A 21,616-nucleotide genomic window follows, 5' to 3' on the forward strand; every position below is an offset into this window, starting at 1 on the left:
GGGCCGCGGGAGGCCGGCGCCCTCGCGCCCGGCACTCTCAGCCGTCCGTGTCGGCGCCCAGGGGGGCCAGCAGACGGTCGAGCTCCTCGTACAGCTCGGGCCGCGCCGCGATCACCAGATCGCCGCTGGGCGGCCCGCCCGCGGCGCCGCCCACGCGCACGCCCGCCTCACTGGCGACCAGGCCGGGCGCGGCCCAGTCCCAGGGGTTGAGCCCGCGCTCGTAGTAGGCGTCGGTACGACCGGTCGCCAGACCGGTCAGGTCCACGGCGGCCGCACCGCAGCGCCGGATGTCGCGGACCCGGGGAAGCACCTCCAGCAGGACCCGCGCCTGCTGGGCGCGCCGCTCGGAGGCGTACCCGAAGCCGGTGGCGACCAGGGCCCGGTCCAGCGGCACCGCGTCCGGGGCACGCAGCGCCGCACCGTTGCGGCGGGACCCGTGCCCCAGGGCCGCCTCGAACATCTCCCCGCGCGAGGGCACGTTCACGGCCGCGGCGACGACCCGGCCGTCGACCTCGGCCGCGATCGCCACCGCCCAGTCGGGGCTGCCGTACAGGTAGTTGACCGTCCCGTCGATCGGATCGACGATCCACCGCACACCGCTGGTGCCGTCGACCCCGCCGCCCTCCTCGCCCAGGACCGCGTCGTCCGGGCGGGCCGCCAGCAGTCGCGTGCGGATCAGCTCCTCCGCGGCCCGGTCCATCTTGGTGACGACGTCGGTGGGGCTGGACTTGGTGTCGAGCACGGTGATCCCCGCCTGCCCCCGGGCGGCGAGCTCCCCGGCCTCGACGGCCACGCGCACGGCGAGCGCGCGCAGCTCCTCCGGGTCCGGCGGGTGGTGGGTGGTACTCACGTGTGGTCCCCCGTTCGTGGGTCGCGGGCGGTGTGCGTCGAGGACGAGGACTACAGGAGTTCCGGCCTGGTCCACTCCTTGCCGTGGACGTGGTGGTCCAGGAAGGCGAAGATCGTCTCGTACCAGATCCGGGAGTTGCCGGGCTTGAGGATCCAGTGGTTCTCGTCCGGGAAGTAGAGGAACTTGGCGTCCACCTCGTGCAGGAGCAGGTCGCGCCACAGCCGCATCCCCTCCGCGATGGGCACGCGGTAGTCCTTGTCCCCGTGGATGACGAGCATGGGTGTGCGGATGCGGTCGGCGTGCAGGTGCGGCGAGTTCAGCGTGTAGCGGTCGGGCCGGGCGAGCGGGGTCCCGAACTCCCTCTCCCACACCGCGGGGTGGTCGGTGGTGCAGCTGAAGCCGTCCAGCGCCCACAGTGAGGCGTGCGAGACGATGGCCCGGAACCGGTCGGTGTGTCCGGCGATCCAGTTGGCCATGTATCCGCCGAAGGAGCCGCCCATCATGGCGGTGCGGTCGGCGTCGACGTCCTCGCGCGCCTCGGCGGCGTCGGTGATGGCCATGACGTCGGCGTGCGTGCGCGGTCCCCACGCCCCCCAGGCGCGGCGCAGCATGTCCTGGCCGTACCCGGTGGACAGGGCGGGGTCCGGCAGCAGGACCGCGTAACCGCGCGCGGCGAGCAGCCACGGGTTCCAGCGCCAGGACCAGCCGTTGAAGCTCATGTAGGGACCGCCGTGCACCCAGAGCATCAGCGGGGCGGGGGACTCGGCCGACGCCTCCTCCGGCAGGACGAGCCAGGCACGGATCCGCGCACCGTCGTCGGCCGTGGTCTCGATCTCGGTCAGGGTGCCGGGCATGGTCAGCTCGGAGCCGGGCGTGCGCAGCGGCGTGGGCGCGCCGTCGGTGGCGGCGGCGTCCAGGCGCACGGGCGCGGGCGGGGCGTCCCAGGCGTCGCGCAGCGCGAAGACGTGGCGGCCGTCGGGCGAGGGGTTGAGTGCGCTGTAGGCGCCGTGGTCGCCGGTGAGGCGGGTGAGGGCCCCGGTGTCCAGGTCGAGGCGGAAGACCGGCCTGCGGCCGTTCTGGTCGGCGACGAGGAAGACGGTCCGGGAGTCGGCCGCCCACGCGTAGTCGCGCGGCCAGAGTTCGTGGTCGGGCAGCAGGTCGCGGCCCTCGCCCGTGGCGAGGTCGACCAGCCAGAGCGTGAGGTCGCGGGGTTCGCCGTCGTAGGTGCCCGCCGATCCGCGCGCGAGGAGGACGTGGCGCCCGTCCGGGGAGACCCGCGGTCCGTCGAAGTCGCGGTCGGGGTCGCTGGCCAGGGTGCGGCGCTCGCCGGTGGCGGTGTCGACGACGACGGCGTCGGTGCGGTCGTTCCCCCTCCCTGTGGGGACCTGCCATCCGGTGACGAGGGCGGAGCCGTCGGGGGTGAGCTCGCTGGAGACGGTCACCAGGGCCGTCCCGGCGTCGGGGGTCAGGTCCCGGTGCTCGCCCAGGCCCGACTCGTCGTCGGCGGGCGGTGCGGCGACCAGGTGGCGCGGGTGGTCCGGGCCGATGTCGCCGTCCCAGTAGCGGACGGGCAGGGCCTCGTGGAGGATCGCGGTGACCCCCGCCTCCTCCCGGGCCTTGCGCGCCTCCCGGTCGGCCTCGGCGGTCTCGGCGCCGGGGTGGACGTCGCTGGTGAAGGCGACCAGGCCGGAGTCGCGGGCGACGGTGAAGGAGGAGACGCCGCCGGGGCGGGAGGCGACCTGGCGGGCCTCACCGCCCCCGGCGGGCAGCAGCCACAGCGCGGCGCCGGGGGTGTCGTCGGAGGCGGTGTCGGGGTCGGGGCGGCCGGAGGTGAACAGGACCGATCCGTCGGGGAGGAAGGCGGCGGTGCTCTCGCCCCCGGCGGAGCGGGTCAACCGTCGGGGAGCGCTCCCGCCCTCGGACCCGGGGACGGCGTCGATCTCCCACAGGGCGCTGCGCAAGGACGTGCCGTCGGGGGCGAGCCCGCTGACGGGCGCCACGAGGCGGGTGCCGTCCGGGGAGAGGCGCAGCCCGTTGACACGGCGGAGACGGACGTACTCCGGTAGTTCATACCAGGAACGAACCAAGGCGAATCCTCCTGAACCGTCGACTTGTGGTCTGGAGGTGACCCTATCGGGCGCCTCCCCGGCGACCGCTGGGGCGGCCGCCGGAGCGCTCCCCCAGGGGATCGCGGCCCGGATGCCGCCGGGGTCGCGGAGAACGGGGGCCGTGCGGCGGGCGTGCGTCGGGGGCGGCGGCGGGCGGGTCGGAGGCCCGGGACGGGCACGGCCGCGGGCCTCCGACCCGCCCCGGCTCAGCGCTGCTTGCAGCAGGCCCGGTCGGCCTCGGCGCACCGCGGCAGCCCGCTCAGCCGCACCGGTGCGGTCCGAGCGCCGTGCTCGCGGACGAGCTCGGTGACCATGGAGACGAAGCGCGGGTGGGTGCCGGGGCTGAGCGCGCGCTCGTAGCCCACGCCCAGCTTCCGGGCGGTCTCGCGGGCCTCCACGTCGAGGTCGAACTTGACCTCCATGTGGTCGGAGACGAACCCGTGCGGGACGACCACGATCGCGGGCACCCCCTCCTTGGCGAGCTCCTCCATCCGGTCGTTGACGTCCGGCTCCAGCCAGGGCTGGCTGGGCGGGCCGCTGCGGCTCTGGTAGACGACCTCGTAGGGGTGGTCGCCCTCGAGCCGCTCGGCCACCAGCCGCGCCACCTCGGCGAGCTGGGCGCCGTAGGCCCCCTCCGGACCGAACCCCTGGTCGGGGCCGCCGCTGGCCCCGGCCATCGCGGTGGGGATGGAGTGCGCGGAGAACAGCAGGTGCGCGCCCTCGCGCTGGTCGTCGGGGAGCGCGGCCAGGGCGGCGGCGGTGTGCTCGACCAGCGGCTCGACGAAGCCCGGGTGGTCGTAGAAGGGGCGGATCAGGTCGATCTCGGGCGCGTCGTCGCCCAGGGCGGCTCGGGCCCGGTCGATGTCCTCGCGGTAGGCGGTCCGGCTGGACCAGTTGCAGTACGCGGAGGTGGGCAGGGCCAGCACCCTGCGCACGCCGTCGTCACGCATTCTGGCGAGGGTGTCGGTGAGCATCGGCGCCCAGAACCGGTTGCCCCAGTAGACGGGCAGGTCCACCCCGTTCTCGGCGAAGTCGTCGGTGATCGCGGCGATCAGGTCCCGGCACTGCTGGTTGATCGGGCTCACGCCACCGAACAGGAAGTAGTGCTCTCCCACCTCGGCCAACCGTTCGCGGGGGATGTTGCGCCCGCGGGTGACGTTCTCCAGGAAGGGGATGACCTCGTCCTCGCCCTCCGGGCCGCCGAAGGAGATCAGCAAAAACGCGTCGTAAGGCCTCATGGGACCCATCCAACCAGCCCTGCGGGCGCTTCCCGGACCGCCCCCGCCGCGGCGGCCTGTGTTCTTCGGCTCGGTTCGGTCCGGGCCCCCTCTGGCCACACAAGTGACCGGTGGGTAATGTCACGTCGCATGACTGACGTGTTGTGGACCACATGGGCGGGCACCCACCAGGCGCGCCCCCGGAGGACGGCGGCCCCGAACAGTACCGAGGAGGTCGCCGCGGCGGTCTCCTCCGCCGCGGCGGAGGACCTGCGGGTCCGGATGGTCGGGTCCGGCCACTCCTTCACCGACGTGGCCGTCACCGACGGGCTCCTCCTCTCCCCCACCTCGCTGTCCGCGGTGCGCTCGGTCGACCCGGCCGCCGGAACGGTCACGGTCGAGGCGGGGCTGCCGCTGTGCGACCTGAACGACGCCCTGGCCGAGCACGGGGTGGCCCTGGCCAACATGGGCGACATCGCCGTACAGACCGTGGCGGGTGCCGTGCAGACCGGCACGCACGGGACCGGACGCGACGCGGGGGGCCTGGCCAGCCAGGTGGTCGGGCTGGAGATGGTCCTGGCCGACGGGTCGGTCGTGGAGTGCTCCGCCGAACGCGAGCCCGACCTGTTCCACGCGGCCCGGGTGGGGCTGGGCGCGTTCGGCGTGGTCACCGCGCTGACCATGGCCGTGCGTCCCGCGTTCCTGCTGCACGCGCGCGAGGAGCCGATGCCGCTGGACGAGGTTCTGGAGCGGCTGCCGGAGCTGCGTGCGGACAACGACCACTTCGAGTTCTTCTGGTTCCCGCACACAGGCAACACCAACACCAAGCGCAACAACATCACCGAGGGTCCGGCCCAGCCCCTGTCCGACTTCCAGGCCTGGCTGGACGACGACTTCCTCTCCAACACGGTCTTCGACCGCGTCAACCGGCTGTGCAGGCGCTTCCCCTCCCTGGTGCCCCGGGTGAACCGGATCAGCTCGCGCGCCCTGTCCGCGCGCACCTACACGGACGTGTCACACAAGGTGTTCGCCTCGGTGCGCGACGTGCGCTTCGTGGAGATGGAGTACGCGATCCCGGCCGAACACGTGGTGGACGTGCTGCGCGAGGCGCGGTCGATCGTCGACCGGGGCGACCACCGGGTGAGCTTCCCGGTGGAGGTACGGTTCGCCCCGGCCGACGACGTGTGGCTGTCCACCGCCCACGGGCGGGAGACGGCCTACGTGGCGGTGCACATGTACCAGGGGACGCCGTACGAGGCGTACTTCGCCGACCTGGAGGCGGTGTTCACGTCCGTGGGCGGCCGCCCCCACTGGGGCAAGATGCACACCCGTGACCACGCCTACCTGGAGAAGGTGTACCCGAGGCTGGGCGAGGCGCTGGCCGTGCGCGACCGGGTGGATCCGCACCGGCGGTTCGGCAACGCCTACCTGGACCGGGTGTTCGGCTAGGCGGCGTCCGCTCGGGGCCTCCGCCTGGCTCCGGCCCGCGTTCGGGCGCCCGGAAGGCCAGGGGTTCCTCGTCCCCGGCCGCGCCTGACGCTCGTTCCCCGCTCGCGGCTCGCCTCGTCCCGCACAACCCCGGCGGCGCCCGAACCACACCGCTCGAGGTGACCACGCCGGCGACAGGCGGGAAGGGGCCGGATCAGGTCCCGGCCCGGGGGTCCGCGCCGGGGGAGTCGTCGGCGGCGGGCGCCTCCCCGTCCGGCCCGGTCCCCTCCGGGTCGACGCCGCCCCCCTCCACCGGCGGGGTCGGCTCGGCGGTCTCCCCTCCCCCGCCGGTGCCGCCGTCACCGGCGTCGCCGGGGTCGGGTGTGGGAGTGACGGAGGGCTGACCGTCCCCGGCCCCGCCGTCCGTTTCGGCCTCCCCGGTGCCGTCGGTCCCCTCCGTGGCCCCGCCGTCCTCCGGGACGCCGGTGGTCCCCTCCGCGCCTCCGCCGGTGGTCTCGGGCACCTCCACGGTGGTCTCGGGGGTCCCGGGCTCCTCCTGCGCGGGTGGCGCCGATGTCCCGCCGCCGAGGATCGAGGGCGCGGTGGGTTCGTCGTAGCCGTGCATCCACGCGGTCATGGAGCGACCGGTGAGCAGCTCGAAGGCCAGGATCACCAGCATGACCAGGATGAACACGACGATGGCCGGGATCAGCACGGCACGCCGTCCGCGTCGAGCCGGTCGTTGCCCGGAGGCGTCCTCCCCGTCCTCGGTCACCGTGGGCAGCGCCATCGTGCGGGTCACGCCGACGTCCCCCGCGCCCGGCCCGACCGCCTCCGCCGCCGCGACATGGGGCAGCGCCGTCGTGCGGGTGCTGTCGGGGTCCGTCCCGCCGTCGGCGGGGGCGCCCTTCGCGGTGGTGGGGAACGCCGTGACGCAGACCGCCTTCCCCGCCAGCTGCCTGGCCTGCTCGCCGCTCCGGGAGAACCAGTGCTGGAGCAGGGGGCTGGCGACCGTGCTCAGGACGGCGATGACCGCGGCGCCGATGACGGTGCCGTACACGTTCAGGTAGGAGGCAGCGGTCGCCGCGGTGAGGGTCGCGGCACCGGCCCCGGCGACCTGGGACAGGCTCAGGTCGATCCGCTTCCTCACCGGCCCCTCCTCCTCCGGCGCTCGCGGGGCGCCGCCCTCCTCCCCGCCGTCGTGCGACCCGTGGTGTCCGGTCCGACCCATCCGGTCATCCCCCCTTCTCTGACCGCGCGGGGGCGCGGTGGGAACTCGATGGTGATCCGTGGGGCGGGCGGCGGATCGACCCAAGTCCGCAATCCACCACAAAGCGCCCATAAGTGAAGAACTTAGGCTAAGCGCACCAAGTGCCCGATAACGCCAGGAGTTAAGAAGGGTCACTGGACGATAGACATCGGCGTGTCGATTTGCGATACGGATCCATGTGTGCTTGCCGTGGGTCCAAGATCGGAGTTTTCCCCAGGCCTGGGGTGATTCGGTACCCGCGGGATACCATCGCGGCGGAGCCCTGGCGCGGGAGGCAAGACATTCCGCGAGCAGACCGCTCCCGGTCGGAGCAGGGTCCGCGTGTCAGGATTGGCACCGGAGACGACCGTGAGGGCCCCGGGCCTCCCCGGGGCGGCTCCCAACCGTGGTGAGACCGCGGACGGGAGGCGGGCACACAGTTCGGACATGCCAGGCGCGGTACTGGCCGAACCGTTGTCGGCCGACCAGACTTGGAGAACGCGGGGGTTGGCCGCCGAACCTGCCCTCGACGGGACGCGAAAGGGAGGGCGATGCACGAGCTTCGCCTCGTGGCCGTGAGCGAGGACGGCACCTACCTGGTGCTTGCCAGCACGGGCCGTGGAACCCGCTTCATGCTGCCCGTCGACGACCGCCTCCGCGCCGCCGTACGCGGCCAGTTCTCCCGGCTCGGCCAGTACGAGATCGAAGTGGAGAATCCGTTGCGCCCCAAGGAAATCCAGGCCCGCATCCGGTCCGGCGAGACCGCGGAGGCCATCTCCGAGATCTCCGGGATCCCCATCGAACGGGTGCGCTGGTTCGAGGGCCCCGTACTCCAGGAACGCGAGTACATCGCCCAACAGGCCCAGCGCGCCACCGTGCGCGCCTCGGGCGACGCCGCCCCCGGCCCCTCCCTGGAGGAGGTGGTCGGCAAGCGGATCGGCGCCCACCAACTGGAGACCGGCGACGCCTCGTGGGACTCCTGGAGGCGCGAGGACCGGACCTGGCAGATCAAGCTCGTCTTCCTCCACGGGGGTGACGAGCGCGTCGCCCACTGGCTGTACGAGCCCAGACACAACAGCGTCACGCCCGCGGACGAGGAGGCCGCCCGGTTCTCCGAGTCACCCTCCCCCATCCCTCTGGCGCCGCCGGACACCACGGTCACACCGTTCTCCCCCCGACGTCCCGAGGGAGTGGTGGAACGGCCGCGTCCGGAACCCGAACCGCCCGCAGAAATCCGGTCCGACCCCGCCCCGACCGCCCGTCGGTTGTCCCCGACCAGGGACACGCGTGCGGACGAGCCGCTGCGCCCCGCGGGCCGGACCCGCCCCGACCCCTTCGACACACCCGTCCACGACGAACGCCACCAGCGACCGCGGAACCCGCTCCCCTACCGGGAGTCCCCGCCGGCCGAACCGGCGGCGAACCACAGGGCACCGGAACGGGTGACCGACCGGCTGGCTCCCGAGCACCTCACCGGCCGACCGGCTCCGGCGCGCACCTCCGGCCCCGTTCCCGCCGCCGAGCCCGACAGCGCTCCCCCGGCGGCCGAACCGCCCGTCCAGCCCCGCCCCGCACGACGGCGCCGGGCCACCATCGAGCTCTCCGACTCCGGCCCCGCCCCGGCCCCTTCGAGGCGCTCTCCCGAGCCGCCCTCGGCCCCGGCCGCCGCGGGCGGCGGAGCGGAGGCGTCCGACCACACCGCGGCCAAGCGCAAGGGACGCGGACGCCGCGCCTCCGTCCCGTCGTGGGACGAGATCATGTTCGGTTCCAAGAAGGGCGACTGACCGGACCCCGGTGGTGACGCGCCCGCGCGTGTCACCACCGGGCCAGGACACGGGAAACGGCCGCGGCGGGGTGCCCCGCCGCGGCCGTTTCCCGTGTCCTGGCTGCTCCGCACCACCCCGGGAACGGTGTGTCAGCGTTCTGTCAGACCGGATCGGCACACTGGAGACCGAACGGTAGAAACGGAGGCATGATGACTGACGCCATCCGCGCGGAGGGTCTGGTCAAGCAGTTCAAGGGCAAGCGCGCCCTGGACGGGGTCGACCTGACAGCGAGGACGGGGGCCGTGCTGGGCGTCCTGGGGCCCAACGGATCCGGCAAGACCACGACCGTGCGCATCCTGTCGACCCTGTTGCGGCCCGACGGCGGCCACGCCGAGGTCGGGGGCTTCGACGTGGTCAGGCGACCGCACGAGGTACGCCGCCTGATCGGACTGACCGGACAGTACGCGGCGGTGGACGCCGAACTGACCGGCACCGAGAACCTCGTGCTCATCGCACGCCTGCTGGGCTTCGGCCGCGCCGCAGCGCGCGCCCGGGCGGCCGAGCTGCTGGAGCGCTTCGAGCTCACCGACGCCGCCGGCCGTCCCGCCAAGACCTACTCGGGCGGCATGCGCCGACGGCTGGACCTGGGCGCGAGCCTCGTCGGCCGCCCCGCGTTCCTGTACCTGGACGAGCCGACCACCGGCCTGGACCCGCACAGCCGCAACGGCCTGTGGGACGTGGTCCGCGGGCTGGTGAACGACGGCGTCACCGTGCTGCTCACCACCCAGTACCTGGAGGAGGCCGACCAGCTCGCCGACGACATCGTCGTGCTGGACCACGGCAGGGTGATCAGCCGGGGCACACCGGAGGAACTCAAGAACCACGCGGGCAAGCAGGTCCTGGAGTTGCGCACGGTCGACCCCGGACAGCTCGACCTGGCCGTCCGGATCGTCGAGGCGGTCACGAGCAGCCCGGTGACCGCCAACGGGCTGGGGGCGAGTGTCCCGGTCACCGACGCGGCCGTCCTGCCCGAGGTGGTCCGCCGCCTCGACGAGCAGGAGGTCACCCTCGCCGAACTCTCACTGCGCAAGCCGAGCCTGGACGAGGTCTTCCTCGCGCTGACCGGCCACACCGCCGAAGACGAGTCCACGGGCACGACCGTGGCGAAAGGGACCCCAGCATGAGCGACGCAACCACCCTCGAACCCTCCGAAGGGGTGCGCAAGGACGCGGCCGTGCCGGAGGCGCCGCGCGGAATCGACCCGCTGACCACGGTGAGCAACGGTCTCCAACTGGCCTGGCGCAGCGTCCTGAAGATCAAGGCGAACCCCGAGGAGGTCCTCGGGCTCCTGTTCATGCCGATCATGTTCGTGACGCTCTTCGTCTTCGTCTTCGGCCAGGCGATGATGGGCGACTGGCAGACCTACCGGGACTTCCTCATGCCCGGCATCATCGCCCAGTCGGTGGTCTTCGCCACGCTGGGCACCGGGTTCACCCTGTGCCAGGACGTGGAGAAGGGCATCTTCGACCGCTTCCGGTCCCTGCCCATCGCCCGCTCCGCGCCGCTGATCGGTGCCATCCTGGGCGACCTGGTCCGGTACACGATCACCGTGGTGATGGTGCTGCTGGTCGGCCTGGCCATCGGGTTCCGCCCCGACGGCGGCGTCGTCGGAGTGGTCGCCGCCGCCGCGCTCATCCTGCTGTTCGCCTTCGCGCTGTGCTGGATGTCGGCCTTCGTCGGCATGATGGTGCGCACACCGATGGCCGTGCAGAGCTTCGGGATGATCCTCATGTTCCCGCTGACCTTCGGCAGCTCGGCCTTCGTGGACCCGGCGGCCATGCCCGGCTGGATGCGGGCCGTCGCGGAGAACAACCCGATCACGCACGTGGTGAACGCCATGCGCGGCCTGATGATCGGCGGCGACGTCGCCGTTCCGGTGACCTGGACCCTGGTGTGGACCGCGATCTTCATCGGGATCTTCGGCCCGCTGGCCGTGTGGGCCTACCGGCGCCGCACCTGAGCGGCCCGACCGACGGCGGTGCCGGCTCCGGCCTCCCGGAGGCGGCACCGCCCCGGTCGCACCGACCGACCGGCACCAGCCGGACCGGGCAGCGCGGTCACACCGGTCACCCGAGGCCCTCGGCGTCGTCGGGCACGAACGGGGACAGCCACTCTCCCACACGGGCGCGGACCTCCGGCTCCCCCGCCTGCCCGGCCAGGGCGACCAGGCGGGTGAACTCCGGCCCGCCCAGCACCTGCGTCAACTCCTCCCTCGTCCGGCGCACCAGCGGGCTCGCCACGTCCGACACCCCGCGCAACGCGTGCGCGTAACCGAGCAGTGTGGCGGCCCACTCCGGATCCCGCGAGGCCACGAACGGCCCCAGGACCTCCAGCACGTCCGCGCAGACCTGACCGAGCCCGCGTACCGCACGCCACCAGGCGCGCCCCGCGTCCCGCAGGGCCCGCTCGGTGTCACCGGCCCGCCAGGCGACCAGGGCGGACACCAGCAGCCACTGCGGTTCCACGTAGACCGGCGCGAAACCGCCCAACCGCGTCACGGTCGGCCCCAGACCGTCCACCACCTGCCGAGCGCGTTCCAGGTCACCGGTCTCCCGCAGGACCCGGGCCTCGGCCAGGCGCACGATCACCACGTGCTCGTCCTCGCGCGGCGGGCCGTGCGCGGCCGTCGACTCCAGGTCGCGTCGGGCACCCTCCGTGTCCCCGAGGTCGACGAGGACCTCGGCGCGCTTGACCCGGAGCAGCATCGCGATCGAGACCAGTCCGGACCGGTCCGCCAGCCGGATCCCGTCCGCGAGCAGATCACGGCACCGTCCCAGGTCATCGAACCGGTACAGGTCCGACAGCTGCAGGAGGGCCTGGAGCTCGCCCCAGGCGTCACCGGCGTCGCGGAAGCACTCCCGCGCGCGCAGCGCGCGCTCCATGGCCCGCTTCGCGTCTCCGAAGACGGCGTCGAGCAGGGCCAGCATCAGCAGCGCCATCGCACGTGCCCAGGGGTCGTGCTGGTCGGCGGCGCGTTCCACGCGCTCGCGCCCGGCCCCGTCGGGCCCCTCGGTCAACGCCTCGTAGACGAGGCCGAACAGAAGCGCGGGATGGTCCTCGGGCCGTTCCCCGGCCTCCCGCAACACCCTCTGGACGGCGCGGAAGTTGCGCAGAAGCCCTTCGGCGGTCATTCCCTCCTCGGGCAGGGCGTGGAAGAGGCACCCGGCGTAGGCGACGGCCCGCCCCTGCGGCACGCGGTCACCGACCAGACACAGCACCTCCGAACACCAGCGCCCGAACTGGTGCCAGCCGCCCTCCAGGACCCAGTACCACTGGGTGTACTCCACGAGGTCCAGCGCGAGGTCGACGTCGCCGCTGCGCACCGCCCAGCGCACGGCGGCCCCGCAGTTGTCCGCCTCGGCGTTCAGGCGCACCACCCACTCCGTCTGGCGGGGGCCCCGCAGCAGCCGGTCGCCCTCGCGCCACAGATCGCGCACGCGGCGCGCGTGCGCGTCGCGGACCAGGTCCTCCTCACCGCTGTCCGCGAGGCGTTCGGCCGCGTAGGCGCGGACCGTCTCCAGCTGGCGGTACCGGGGCGGCGCGTCATCGCGGGCGGGGTTCTCCGCGATCACCAGGGACTTGTCGACCAGCGCGAACAGCACGTCCCACACGTCGCGGCCCCCGACCGTGCCCTCCCCGTCCGCGTCCGCGCAGACCCTCTCGACGGCTTCCAGGGTGGCGCCGCCCGCGAAGATCGACAGGCGGCGCAGGAGTCGGCGCTCGGGTTCGTCGAGCAGCTCCCAGCTCCAGTCCACGACGCCGCGCAGCGTGCGGTGGCCCGGTCTGGTGGAGCGTCCTCCCCCGGTCAGGAGGCGGAAGCGATCGGAGAGACGGCGGACGAGCTGGGCCGGGGTCATCGACCTGAGGCGGGCCGCGGCCAGTTCGAGGGCCAGGGGCATGCCGTCCAGGTCCCGGGTGATGCGCACGACGTGCCCCACGTTGCCGGGGGTGACCGCGAAGTCGGGCCGTACCGAACGGGCACGATCCGTGAACAGTGCGACCGAGGCGTACCCCGCGGCCTGTTCGGCGCCGGCGTCCTCGGGGGGCAGGGCCAGCGGGGGGACGGGGATGAGCCGCTCGCCCTGGATCCCGAGCGGTTCCCGGGAGGTGGTGAGCAGGCGCAGCCCCGGGCAGCGGGCGAGGAGCGGTTCGACCACGCGCGCGACATCAGCGACGAGGTGTTCGCAGTTGTCGAGGACGACCAGGGCCGGGTGGTCGGCGAGGAAGGCGGCGACGCGGTCCTCGGTCGATCCCGCGGGGGCGCTGGAGCGGGCCTGGACGATGGCGCGTTCACGCAGGTCCAGGGCGGCGGCCAGGGCGTCGACGATGTCGGCGCCGGACCCGATGGGGGCGAGTTCGACGAACCAGGCGCCGAACGGGAGCAGTTCCGGGGCCCGTTCGGCCAGGGCCGCGGCGGTCTCGATGGCCAGCCGGGTCTTGCCCGCCCCGCCGGGGCCGATGAGGGTGACCAGCCGGGCCCCGGTCAGCTGCGCCACGGCGGTGTCCACCTCCGCCTCCCGGGGGACGAAACTGGTGAGTGACGTGGGCAGGTGGAGTGGTGCGGCCCGCGCCGCGCGGCTCGGGGCACCGTCGGCGGCGCGGTCGTGGCCAGCCTCACCCCGCGGGGAGCCGTTGACGGCGAACTCCCCGCGCAGCACGCGCAGGTGGACGTCGGCCAGCCGTGGTGAGGGGTCCAGACCCAGTTCCTCGACGAGCCGGTCCCGGAACCCGTCGTGCGCCTCCAGGGCGTCGGCGGTACGGCCGGTTCCGGCGAGCGCGCGCATGAGGAGTTCGACGGGGCGTTCGCGGTGCGGTTCGCGGCGGGCCAGGGCCTCGGCCTCGGGCAGGGCGTCGGCGGCCCTCCCCAGTTCGAGCAGGGCGGCCAGGCGGTCCTCGACGAGCGCGCCGTGTGTCTGCGCCAGCCGGAGCGCCGTGTCCTCCGCCACGCCCCGGGACGTGAGTTCGGGCAGGGCCGGGCCGCGCCACAGGGCCAGGGCGTCGCTCATGGTGGTGACCGCGGCGGCGTACGCACCAGCGGCGTACTGGGCCCGGCCGCGCTGGGCCAGGGCGTCGAACTCGCCCAGGTCCACCTGCCCGGGGGCGATGTCCAACCGGTAGCCGGAGGCATCGCCGTGGATCTGCGTCTCCGGTCCCAGGGCCCGCCGCAGCCGCGATACCAGGGCCTGGAGGGCGTTGCCCGTCGAGGACGGCGGCCCCTCCGCCCAGATGGCGTCGGTGAGTTGTTCGGTGGGGACCCGTTGACCGGGCCGGAGCAGGAGCAGCATCAGCAGGGTGCGCAGGCGCGCGCCGCCGATGGTGATGGGCCGCCCGGACACGTCGTGCACCAGGAGGGGGCCGAGGATGGAGAACCGCACGGGTCCATGATCACCCATGCGATCACCTGATGCCCGGAATTATCCGCCCGAACGGAACGTCGGGCGGGCACGACCGAGGATCGGCGACGGATCGGGGCGCGGGCCGCAGTAGGGTTCGCTCAGGAACGCGCGTCGGCGGACCGCCGAGGTACCCGCGCACGTCCCCGTGGACGCGGCGCCGGTCGCCCTCGACGCCGTTCCCCGTACGTCGAGTTGTGCCCATCGGCACGAAAGCCCAGCAGGAGTCCCATTGTTCCCGGCCCTCCCTTCCTCTCGGACCACCAGTACGCCCGGCGCGACCCGCGCCTTTGCGCTCCGGAGCGCGGGAGTGGCCGGAGCGGGTGCCGCCCTGGCCCTGGCCACCGGGTGCGGCGTGTTCTCGCCCGGGCAGAACGGCGACATGCCCACCGACATCAGCGTCACGAGTCCGTGGATGCAGCAGGGTCAGCCGCTGCCGGACGCCTACGTGTGCGGCGGGGAGCCGGAGGGGGACGGGGAGGCCGTGTCCCCGCCGGTGCGCTGGTCCGGCCTGCCGGACGGGGTGGGTTCGATCGCGCTGGTCGTGGACGACCCCCAGGCCGCCGAGGTGTTCTGGGTGGTCTTCGACCTGGATCCGCAGCTGGTCGAGTTGCGCCAGAACACCGTTCCGGCCGACGCCAGGCAGGCGTTGAACAGTGCCGGGGAGGCGGGGTACGGGGCTCCGTGCCCCACCGACGGTGACGTCCACGAGTACCGGTTCACCGTCTACGCCCTGGACGCGCCTCTGGACCTGCCCGACGGCGCCGAACTGAGCCGGGCGCTGGACGCGATCGCCGACCAGGCGGTCGCCCGGGGATCGCTGGTGACCACCAGCGAGTGACCAGGGCGTCGGCCGGACGGACGGTTTGGCTCCTGTCGCCCCCGCGCACCGGGTTTGACACGAGGAAGCTCGCGTCGCCCTCTGCACACGGAGCACGACAAGGCATACAGTGGGGCCGTGCCCCTTACCCCGTTTCAGATGACCGTTATCCGTCCCCTCGCCGTACGGCACCCCGACCTGAGACCGCACCGGACCGCCCGTGTCGCCTCAGGCACGCGGGCCTGGCAGCCCGGACGAACGCGGACCCGGGCGGCTGCCGTCTCCCCCCGACCGGCCCTCGCCAGGCCGGTCCACGGTGCGCCCCGGGTACGGCCGACCTCTCCAAGGTAGTGCGTACATCATGACCGTCACCGTCATCATCATCATCGCCATCATCGTCGTGCTGGCCGTGCTGGTGCTCCTGCTGTTGGGCATGCGCGCGTTGAGCACCGGCTCGCCCGGGGACGACCGCGGCGACGAGCACGACTACGAGGACCACGAGGACACCGAGGCCGAGGAACGGGGCCGAGGACGCGCAGGCCCGGCGCCCCGCCGGTCCCGGCGCGCCCGGACCGACGAGGGCCGCGGGGCCGGACGCCGTCCTCGGAACGGCCGTCGGCGTGGTGCGGCCTGGGACGACGACTCCGACCTGGCCGACAACGGATTCTGGTCGAGTCTGGACGGTGACGGTCCGGATGGGGGCGGCCCGGCCGACGACGAGGTGGCGGAGCCCCGCACGGCGGACGCCTACGACGGCGACGACGCCTACGCGAACGAGTACGACGACGGCTACGAGGACGGGTACGACGACTACGACGAGGGGTACGAGGACGGGCGCGACCCCGTTCCGGAGCCCGTGCGCGGCGCCGACCGCAACGACGCGGCCGCGGCGGGCGCCCCCTCGGACGTGACCCCGGGCCCCTCCGACGACCTGGCGGTCCTGGCCAGTCTCGGGCACAACTCCGATCCCGCCCCCGCCGATCCCCTGCGGAACGGGGCGCGGCCTCGGACCGAGGGGGTCGGAGCTGAGGCGCCGCGCCAGGACGACCCGCTCGGTACCGGCCCCTGGACACCCGCACGGGGGCTCCCCTCCGCCGCCCCGGAGCCGTGGACCGGAACCGGAACCGCCGACCTCGCCCCTCGGGGCGGCACGGGTTCGGACACCCCGAGCCCGTTCGACGGCCACGGCGCCGCGGACCCGCTCGGTTCCCCCTACGCCGGCCCCTCCGCCACGGGAACCCCGTCCCATGGCGTTCCGGGCTCCTCGTACACCGGTTCGTCCTACTCGGGCTCCTCCTTCTCCGCTCCCTCCGCCCCCGGAGGGCCCTTGGGCGGTTCCCCGGCCCAGAGCGATCCGCTGTCGGGGCCGCCGGGGTACGGGTCGGGCACGTCCGGTCTCGGTGACCCCCTCGGAACGTCCCGGTCGGAGCACACCGGGTCGGCCGACCCCCTCGGCCCCGGTTTCCGTCCCTCGTCCTCCGGTGAGGACACGGGATCACCCATATGGTCCAGCATGGACACGGGGGCGCACCAGCGCCCGTCGGCGCCGCCCCTGCCCGGTTACGACCAGGGCGGCTCCGGGGTGTCCCGCGCCTACGACACCGGTTCGCACCGGCGCCCAGCGCACGACACCGGGTCCCACGTACACGGGAACTACGGCACACCCCCGCGCCCCGAGTACGACACCGGGCCCCAGGCGTACGGGAGCCACGGGACGCCCCCGCGTCCCGAGTACGACACCGGCACCCACAACTCCCCCGGTTCCTACCGGTCCGAGTACGACACCGGGTCCCACGTACACCGGAACTACGGGACGCCCCCGCGTCCCGAGTACGACACCGGCACCCACAACTCCCCCGGCTCGTACCGGTCCGAGTACGACACCGGGTCCCACGTACACGGGAACTACAGCACCGGCTCCCACGTGCGCGGGTCGTACTCGGGCGACGCCCTGTGGAGCGGCACCGACGAGGGCTCCAACGGACCGGGCGCCACCGCCGGCCCCGGCTATGCGTCCGGTGGCCCGGGCGGCGGGCACGCCTCCTCCGCCGTTCCCGACGCGTCGCCGTTCGACACGGGCGGACGATTCCCCGTCGACCCGCCCGCCACCGGCGGCGCCTTTACCGGAACACCGCAGGGCCTCCCCGGCGGCGGCTACCCGGCGGGGCCGTTCTCCGGGAACGATCCGGCGCAGGGCCACGCCCCGCCCGTCCACGACCCCCGTCAGCCCCGGTTCCCCGAGCCCTACGGCGGCGCCCCCTCCCCCTCCGGAGGCCTCCCCTCCGACGCGCTGGGCGGCGGCCACCCCCAGCAGCCCGGGCCGGGGGGCGGCTACCCGTCCCCCGGCGGCTGGCAGCAGTGGGAGGACGGGCCGAACGGGACCCCGCAGACGCCGGGCCAACCGTACGGCGTCCATCCGAGAACGCCGTACGGTCCCCCTCCCGGTTCTCCCGACTCGTCGGACCCGCACGGAACACGTGACCCGTACCGCCGGGAGCACTACGAGGGCGGGTACGAGGACGGCCGCTTCCTCTGAGCCGGGGGGCGAGCGGCAGCCCCGTCACCTGACGTGACGACATAACGGGATCTTCCGCCCCGGCCGCCCGTTCACTTCACACCGCCGAGGCGACGGTACACCCCCGTCACCTCGGCGGTTTCTCGTTCCTGCTGTCGGTACGCGGTGTGAATCCGAGAAAACGGTTACCAAAACCACGACAGTCCGTCACATCGCATGCTCTCGATTGACTACAGTTGGTAATCAACTGCGGACACTTCGCGTCCGCAGTGTCGTTTCGCGTTCTCGCGCACATCCCCCGTCCGGACACCGACGTCCGCGTGCACCGCCACCCGACCGCCTGGTCCGAACCGAACGGAGCAACCATGCGCACCAAGGCCCAGGGGCCACCGGCCACTCCGCCGCCCTCCACGGCTTCCTCCCGACGTCTTCCCGACCGGAGAGCGGTCACGGCCGACGTGGGAGCCTCCCTCGTGGTCTTCCTGGTCGCCGTCCCGCTCTCCCTGGGCATCGCCGTCGCCGCGGGCGCGCCGCTCATGGCCGGCCTGACCGCGGCCGTCGTCGGCGGGATCGTCGCCGGACTGTTCGGCGGATCGATGGTTCAGGTCAGCGGACCGACGGCGGCACAGACGATTATCGTCGCCGAGCTGATCACCACCTACGGCTGGCGGGTCACCTGCCTCATCACCCTCCTCGCCGGGCTGCTCCAGATCGCCCTCGGCCTCGTCCGTATCGCCCGCGCGGCGCTCGCCGTCTCCCCCGCGGTCATCCACGGCATGCTCGCCGGGGTCGGTGCCACCATCGCCCTCGCCCAACTGCACGTGGTGCTGGGCGGGGCACCGCAGAGCTCGGCGCTCAGCAACATCGCCGACCTGCCGCACCAGGTCGCGCACAACCACACGGCCGCCGTCGCGGTCGGGGTCATCACGATCGCCATCATGTTCGGCTGGGGCAAGCTGCCGCCTCTCGGACGCATCCGCCCCTCGGTCGTTCCGGCCTCACTGGTCGCGGTGGGCACGGCGACCGCCATCGCCACCCTCGGCCGCTGGGAGGTGCAGACCGTCTCCCTCCCCGGCTCCCTCGTCGACGCCTGGTCCGGCCCCGCCCTGCCCGAGGCCGGCCAGTGGCAGGGCGTGGCCATGGCCGTGGCCGCGGTGGCGATGGTCGCGAGCGTGGAGTCCCTGTTGTCGGCGATCGCCGTGGACCGCGAGCACGGAGGCCGCCGGGTCAGGCTCAACCGCGAGCTGTTCGGCCAGGGCGCGGCCAACACGGTCAGCGGGGCCCTGGGCGGACTGCCCGTGGCCGGGGTGATCGTGCGCAGCACGACCAACGTACGCGCCGGAGGCCGCACACCCCTGTCGGCCGTTCTGCACGGCGTGTGGATCCTGGTGTTCGTCGCCCTGTTCGCGCGTGTGGTCGAACTCATCCCGATGGCCGCGCTGGCCGCGCTCCTGGTGTTCGTCGGGGCGCGGATGGTCTCCATCGCCCACCTGCGCGACCTGCGCCGTCACCACGAGGGCAGCGTCTACCTGGTGACCTTGTTCGGTGTGGTCTTCCTGGGGCTCCTGGAGGGCGTGTTCCTCGGGTTCGCGCTGGCGATGATCGTGTCACTGCGGCGGCTCACCCGGTTCACCGTCCGCACCGAGGAGCACGGCGACCGCGTACACGTGTCCGTCCACGGATCGCTCACCTTCCTCGGTGTGCCCCGGCTCGCGCACGTCCTGCGCACGGTCCCGTCCGGGGCCCGGGTCGACCTCGACCTGCACGTCGACTTCATGGACCACGCGGCCTTCGAGTCCATCCACGCCTGGCGCGTGGACCACGAACGCGGCGGCGGCAGCGTCGACATCGACGAGACCCACGAGCGGTGGTACGCGCGCAGCTCGGCGCGGACCGCCCCGGCGGCCAAGACCTCCTCGCCCGGCCCGGGGCGGTGGTGGGCCCCCTGGGAGATGCGCGGGGAGGCCGACGGTGAACTGAACGCGCTGGGGCTGCTGACCGCGGGGGCCCGCGAGTACCACGCCAGCACGGCCGACCGGATGCGGTCGGTGATGAGCCGGCTCGCGCACGGCCAGTACCCCACCGCGCTGTTCGTCACGTGCGCCGACTCGCGTGTGGTGCCCAACGTCATCACCGCCAGCGGTCCGGGCGACCTGTTCACCCTGCGCAACGTGGGCAACCTGGTGCCGCCGTCGGGAACGCCCGGGGACGGTTCGGTGGGAGCCGCGGTCGAGTACGCGGTCACGGTGCTGGGGGTGCCCTCGATCGTCGTGTGCGGTCACTCCCACTGCGGGGCGATGAGGGCACTGCTGGAGGGAGCCCACACGGACGCCGACGAGACCGGTACCACGCACATGTGCCGGTGGCTGGCCAACGCGGAGCCGAGCCTGGAGCGCGTCGACGTCCCGCAGAGCGCCCCGGAGAGCACGCCCACCTCGGAGACCCTGTGCCGCCTGGCCCAGGCCAACGTCGAGGAGCAGCTCGGCAACCTCATGAGCTACCGGGTGGTGAGGGAACGGGTGGAGTCGGGAGCGCTGACGCTGACGGGGATGTACTACGACCTGGAGACGGCCAGGGTGCACCTGCTGGACCCCGAGACGGGGCGGTTCGCCCCCGTGCGCGGTGTCGCGGACGGCACCGGGCCCGTCCCGGCGCCGCGCACGAGCGAAGGTCAGTTGATCGACGAGTCGTCGTCGGGGGCGTCGTCACGACCGTCCTGCTGAACGCCCGAGGCCTGGTAGGAGGCGAGCGCGATGATCACGGCGATCGCCAGACCCGGCAGGCCGAAGAGGATCACCCAGAAGATAGTGGAGTCGAACAAGAGTCACCGTTCCCGTGGATGCTGATGCCCGTCGGGCCGCCGACCTCGCGGCCCACGGGCGGACACGCTCCGGGCACCACCCGGGCACGGAGCGCAGAGCCAATCTTCCCACGGACACGGGGATTGGGCCATCACCCGGGGGCCTGAGCGCCGTACCCGCGGCGCAACCGGGGCACGGTGCTTCCCGGTGCCGGTAGCGGGCTGGGGCGGGGCGGTGTCCCGGAACTCACGGGTCCCCGCTTCGCCTTCTCCAAGCCCCACCGGGACAACTGGCTCCAGGCCCAGGCGGGCAAGAGCTGGTGGAGTTCAGGACGGTGCGCTTCCGGCACACCGTGCCCGTCGATGATCTCGTGCTCGAAGAAGTACGGCGGCACATGGAGCTGTACGCACCCGTTCCCGGACGCGCGCTGACCAGCAACACGCACAAGGCCGTGGCAAGGCCCTCGGCGTTCGACTCCGCCTGGTCCAAGGCGGCCACCAGGCTGGGGCCGCCGGAGGGAACCCGCTTCCACGACCTGGGGCACTTCGACGCCTCGGCGCTCACAGCGGCCGGGGTGAACCCGAAGGCGATCCAACGCCGGATGGGGCACGCCTCGACCACGGAGACGTTCGACACCTACGGGCACCTGTTCCCCGATCACGAGGAACTCGGCCGCTGCGCGATCGACCTGCTGCTGCGCTCCTCCGACTGATCCGGAACCGGTCTCCGGACTGGATCCTGGCCACTCCTGATATTTGCGTTCCCCCAACCAACGACTGGTCGTGTCATCTCGGCAGCTGAAATACTGCGGTCCAGGCCGGATCGACGCCCCCGCTTCGGAGGTACCCCCATGGCAACTGTGGCCAGCGTCATTGTGCCACTTGGGGTCAGCGCCCTTGCGCTGATCTTCTCAGTCTTCACGTTCTTCTACAGCAGGCACCTCAACAAGAGAGATCTACTCCTGAAGATGCACCAGGAGATGACCAGCATCGAGAGCCAGAGAGGCCGCGGAGTGCTTATCAAGCTCACGCGTGAGAACAGGAGCGTTCAAGAACTCGTCTTCGGTTCCGCGGACCGGGATTCAGCCAATCACGCACTGTCCCAGATCGACATCCTGGGCTACTACTGCAAGAAGAGGTACATCAAGGAGTCAGACATCCTCGACCTCTGGCACTCCTCCCTCAGAGCGATCGGGCCCAAGGCGCAGGAGTTCATCAAGGTCCTAGACGACGAGAAGGACACACCGGTCTGGCCCTACGGTCGCCATCTCCTCGCAAAAGCGCAGACGCACAATCTCTCGCACTGACGCCTCATCTCACCCGCTGAGGACTCCCCTCACCGGAAGTCATCCGGAACAGGCCCGGAACACAACCGACTCCCGTCCATGGAACACCTGGTCAGCGGGGTGT

15 protein-coding genes are annotated in these 21,616 nt (G+C 72.9%); 9 read left to right on the forward strand and 6 right to left on the reverse strand.

The features are described from left to right. Positions 1–37 precede the first annotated feature (37 nt). The 3 genes from ACTVAJ_RS10960 to ACTVAJ_RS10970 form a co-directional block, all read right to left on the reverse strand. Complete coding sequence (locus ACTVAJ_RS10960) at positions 38–850, reverse strand: inositol monophosphatase family protein (RefSeq protein WP_470387997.1); 813 nt, start codon at positions 848–850, stop codon at positions 38–40. A gap of 50 nt (positions 851–900) precedes the next feature. Beyond that, complete coding sequence (locus tag ACTVAJ_RS10965) at positions 901–2,937, reverse strand: S9 family peptidase (RefSeq protein ID WP_470387998.1); 2,037 nt, start codon at positions 2,935–2,937, stop codon at positions 901–903. A gap of 227 nt (positions 2,938–3,164) precedes the next feature. Beyond that, entirely contained in the window at positions 3,165–4,196 is a 1,032-nt protein-coding gene (locus ACTVAJ_RS10970) for a ferrochelatase (protein ID WP_470387999.1), read from the reverse strand. Positions 4,197–4,325: 129 nt separating this feature from the next. Here ACTVAJ_RS10970 and ACTVAJ_RS10975 point away from each other — a divergent pair, with 129 nt between their 5' ends. Further along, complete coding sequence (locus tag ACTVAJ_RS10975; protein ID WP_470388000.1) at positions 4,326–5,624, forward strand: D-arabinono-1,4-lactone oxidase; 1,299 nt, start codon at positions 4,326–4,328, stop codon at positions 5,622–5,624. 193 nt (positions 5,625–5,817) lie between these two features. Here ACTVAJ_RS10975 and ACTVAJ_RS10980 read toward each other — a convergent pair whose 3' ends face one another. Next, the gene (locus ACTVAJ_RS10980; protein WP_470388001.1) at positions 5,818–6,834 is read right to left on the reverse strand and encodes a hypothetical protein; all 1,017 of its coding nucleotides are present in this window, start codon (positions 6,832–6,834) and stop codon (positions 5,818–5,820) included. Between the two features lie 569 nt (positions 6,835–7,403). On the opposite strand from ACTVAJ_RS10980, the gene sepH reads away from it, so the two are divergent. The 3 genes from sepH to ACTVAJ_RS10995 all read left to right on the forward strand — a co-directional run bounded on the left by sepH (position 7,404) and on the right by ACTVAJ_RS10995 (position 10,638). Beyond that, positions 7,404–8,636 (forward strand): septation protein SepH, encoded by a 1,233-nt coding sequence (sepH, locus tag ACTVAJ_RS10985; protein WP_470388002.1) that lies wholly within the window; start codon positions 7,404–7,406, stop codon positions 8,634–8,636. Between the two features lie 191 nt (positions 8,637–8,827). Next, entirely contained in the window at positions 8,828–9,802 is a 975-nt protein-coding gene (locus ACTVAJ_RS10990) for an ATP-binding cassette domain-containing protein (RefSeq protein WP_470388049.1), read from the forward strand. Next, positions 9,799–10,638: an ABC transporter permease gene (locus ACTVAJ_RS10995; protein WP_470388003.1), complete on the forward strand. Its 840-nt coding sequence runs from the start codon at positions 9,799–9,801 to the stop codon at positions 10,636–10,638. Before ACTVAJ_RS10990 ends, ACTVAJ_RS10995 begins: the two co-directional genes overlap by 4 nt. Positions 10,639–10,744: 106 nt before the next feature. Here ACTVAJ_RS10995 and ACTVAJ_RS11000 read toward each other — a convergent pair whose 3' ends face one another. Further along, on the reverse strand, positions 10,745–14,071 hold the full coding sequence (locus ACTVAJ_RS11000; RefSeq protein WP_470388004.1) for an AfsR/SARP family transcriptional regulator: 3,327 nt from the start codon (positions 14,069–14,071) through the stop codon (positions 10,745–10,747). 232 nt (positions 14,072–14,303) lie between these two features. Here ACTVAJ_RS11000 and ACTVAJ_RS11005 point away from each other — a divergent pair, with 232 nt between their 5' ends. The 3 genes from ACTVAJ_RS11005 to ACTVAJ_RS11015 all read left to right on the forward strand — a co-directional run bounded on the left by ACTVAJ_RS11005 (position 14,304) and on the right by ACTVAJ_RS11015 (position 20,129). Then, the gene (locus ACTVAJ_RS11005; RefSeq protein WP_470388005.1) at positions 14,304–14,912 is read left to right on the forward strand and encodes a YbhB/YbcL family Raf kinase inhibitor-like protein; all 609 of its coding nucleotides are present in this window, start codon (positions 14,304–14,306) and stop codon (positions 14,910–14,912) included. A gap of 340 nt (positions 14,913–15,252) precedes the next feature. Next, entirely contained in the window at positions 15,253–17,427 is a 2,175-nt protein-coding gene (locus ACTVAJ_RS11010) for a hypothetical protein (protein WP_470388006.1), read from the forward strand. Positions 17,428–17,771: 344 nt separating this feature from the next. Next, a complete protein-coding gene (locus tag ACTVAJ_RS11015; RefSeq protein ID WP_470388007.1) occupies positions 17,772–20,129 on the forward strand; it encodes a SulP family inorganic anion transporter in 2,358 nt (785 codons plus the stop codon). On the opposite strand, the gene ACTVAJ_RS11020 is transcribed toward ACTVAJ_RS11015, so the two are convergent. Continuing rightward, positions 20,078–20,227 (reverse strand): hypothetical protein, encoded by a 150-nt coding sequence (locus ACTVAJ_RS11020; RefSeq protein WP_470388008.1) that lies wholly within the window; start codon positions 20,225–20,227, stop codon positions 20,078–20,080. The two genes, ACTVAJ_RS11015 and ACTVAJ_RS11020, sit on opposite strands and share 52 nt — an antisense overlap. A gap of 299 nt (positions 20,228–20,526) precedes the next feature. On the opposite strand from ACTVAJ_RS11020, the gene ACTVAJ_RS11025 reads away from it, so the two are divergent. Together ACTVAJ_RS11025 and ACTVAJ_RS11030 are read left to right on the forward strand one after the other, a co-directional pair. Continuing rightward, positions 20,527–20,919, forward strand: coding sequence for a tyrosine-type recombinase/integrase (locus ACTVAJ_RS11025; RefSeq protein ID WP_470388009.1), 393 nt, complete (start codon positions 20,527–20,529; stop codon positions 20,917–20,919). 138 nt (positions 20,920–21,057) lie between these two features. Then, the gene (locus ACTVAJ_RS11030; protein ID WP_470388010.1) at positions 21,058–21,513 is read left to right on the forward strand and encodes a hypothetical protein; all 456 of its coding nucleotides are present in this window, start codon (positions 21,058–21,060) and stop codon (positions 21,511–21,513) included. Positions 21,514–21,616: the final 103 nt, after the last annotated feature.

It is taken from the genome of Nocardiopsis sp. KDC1DS13DA1, assembly GCF_055632325.1.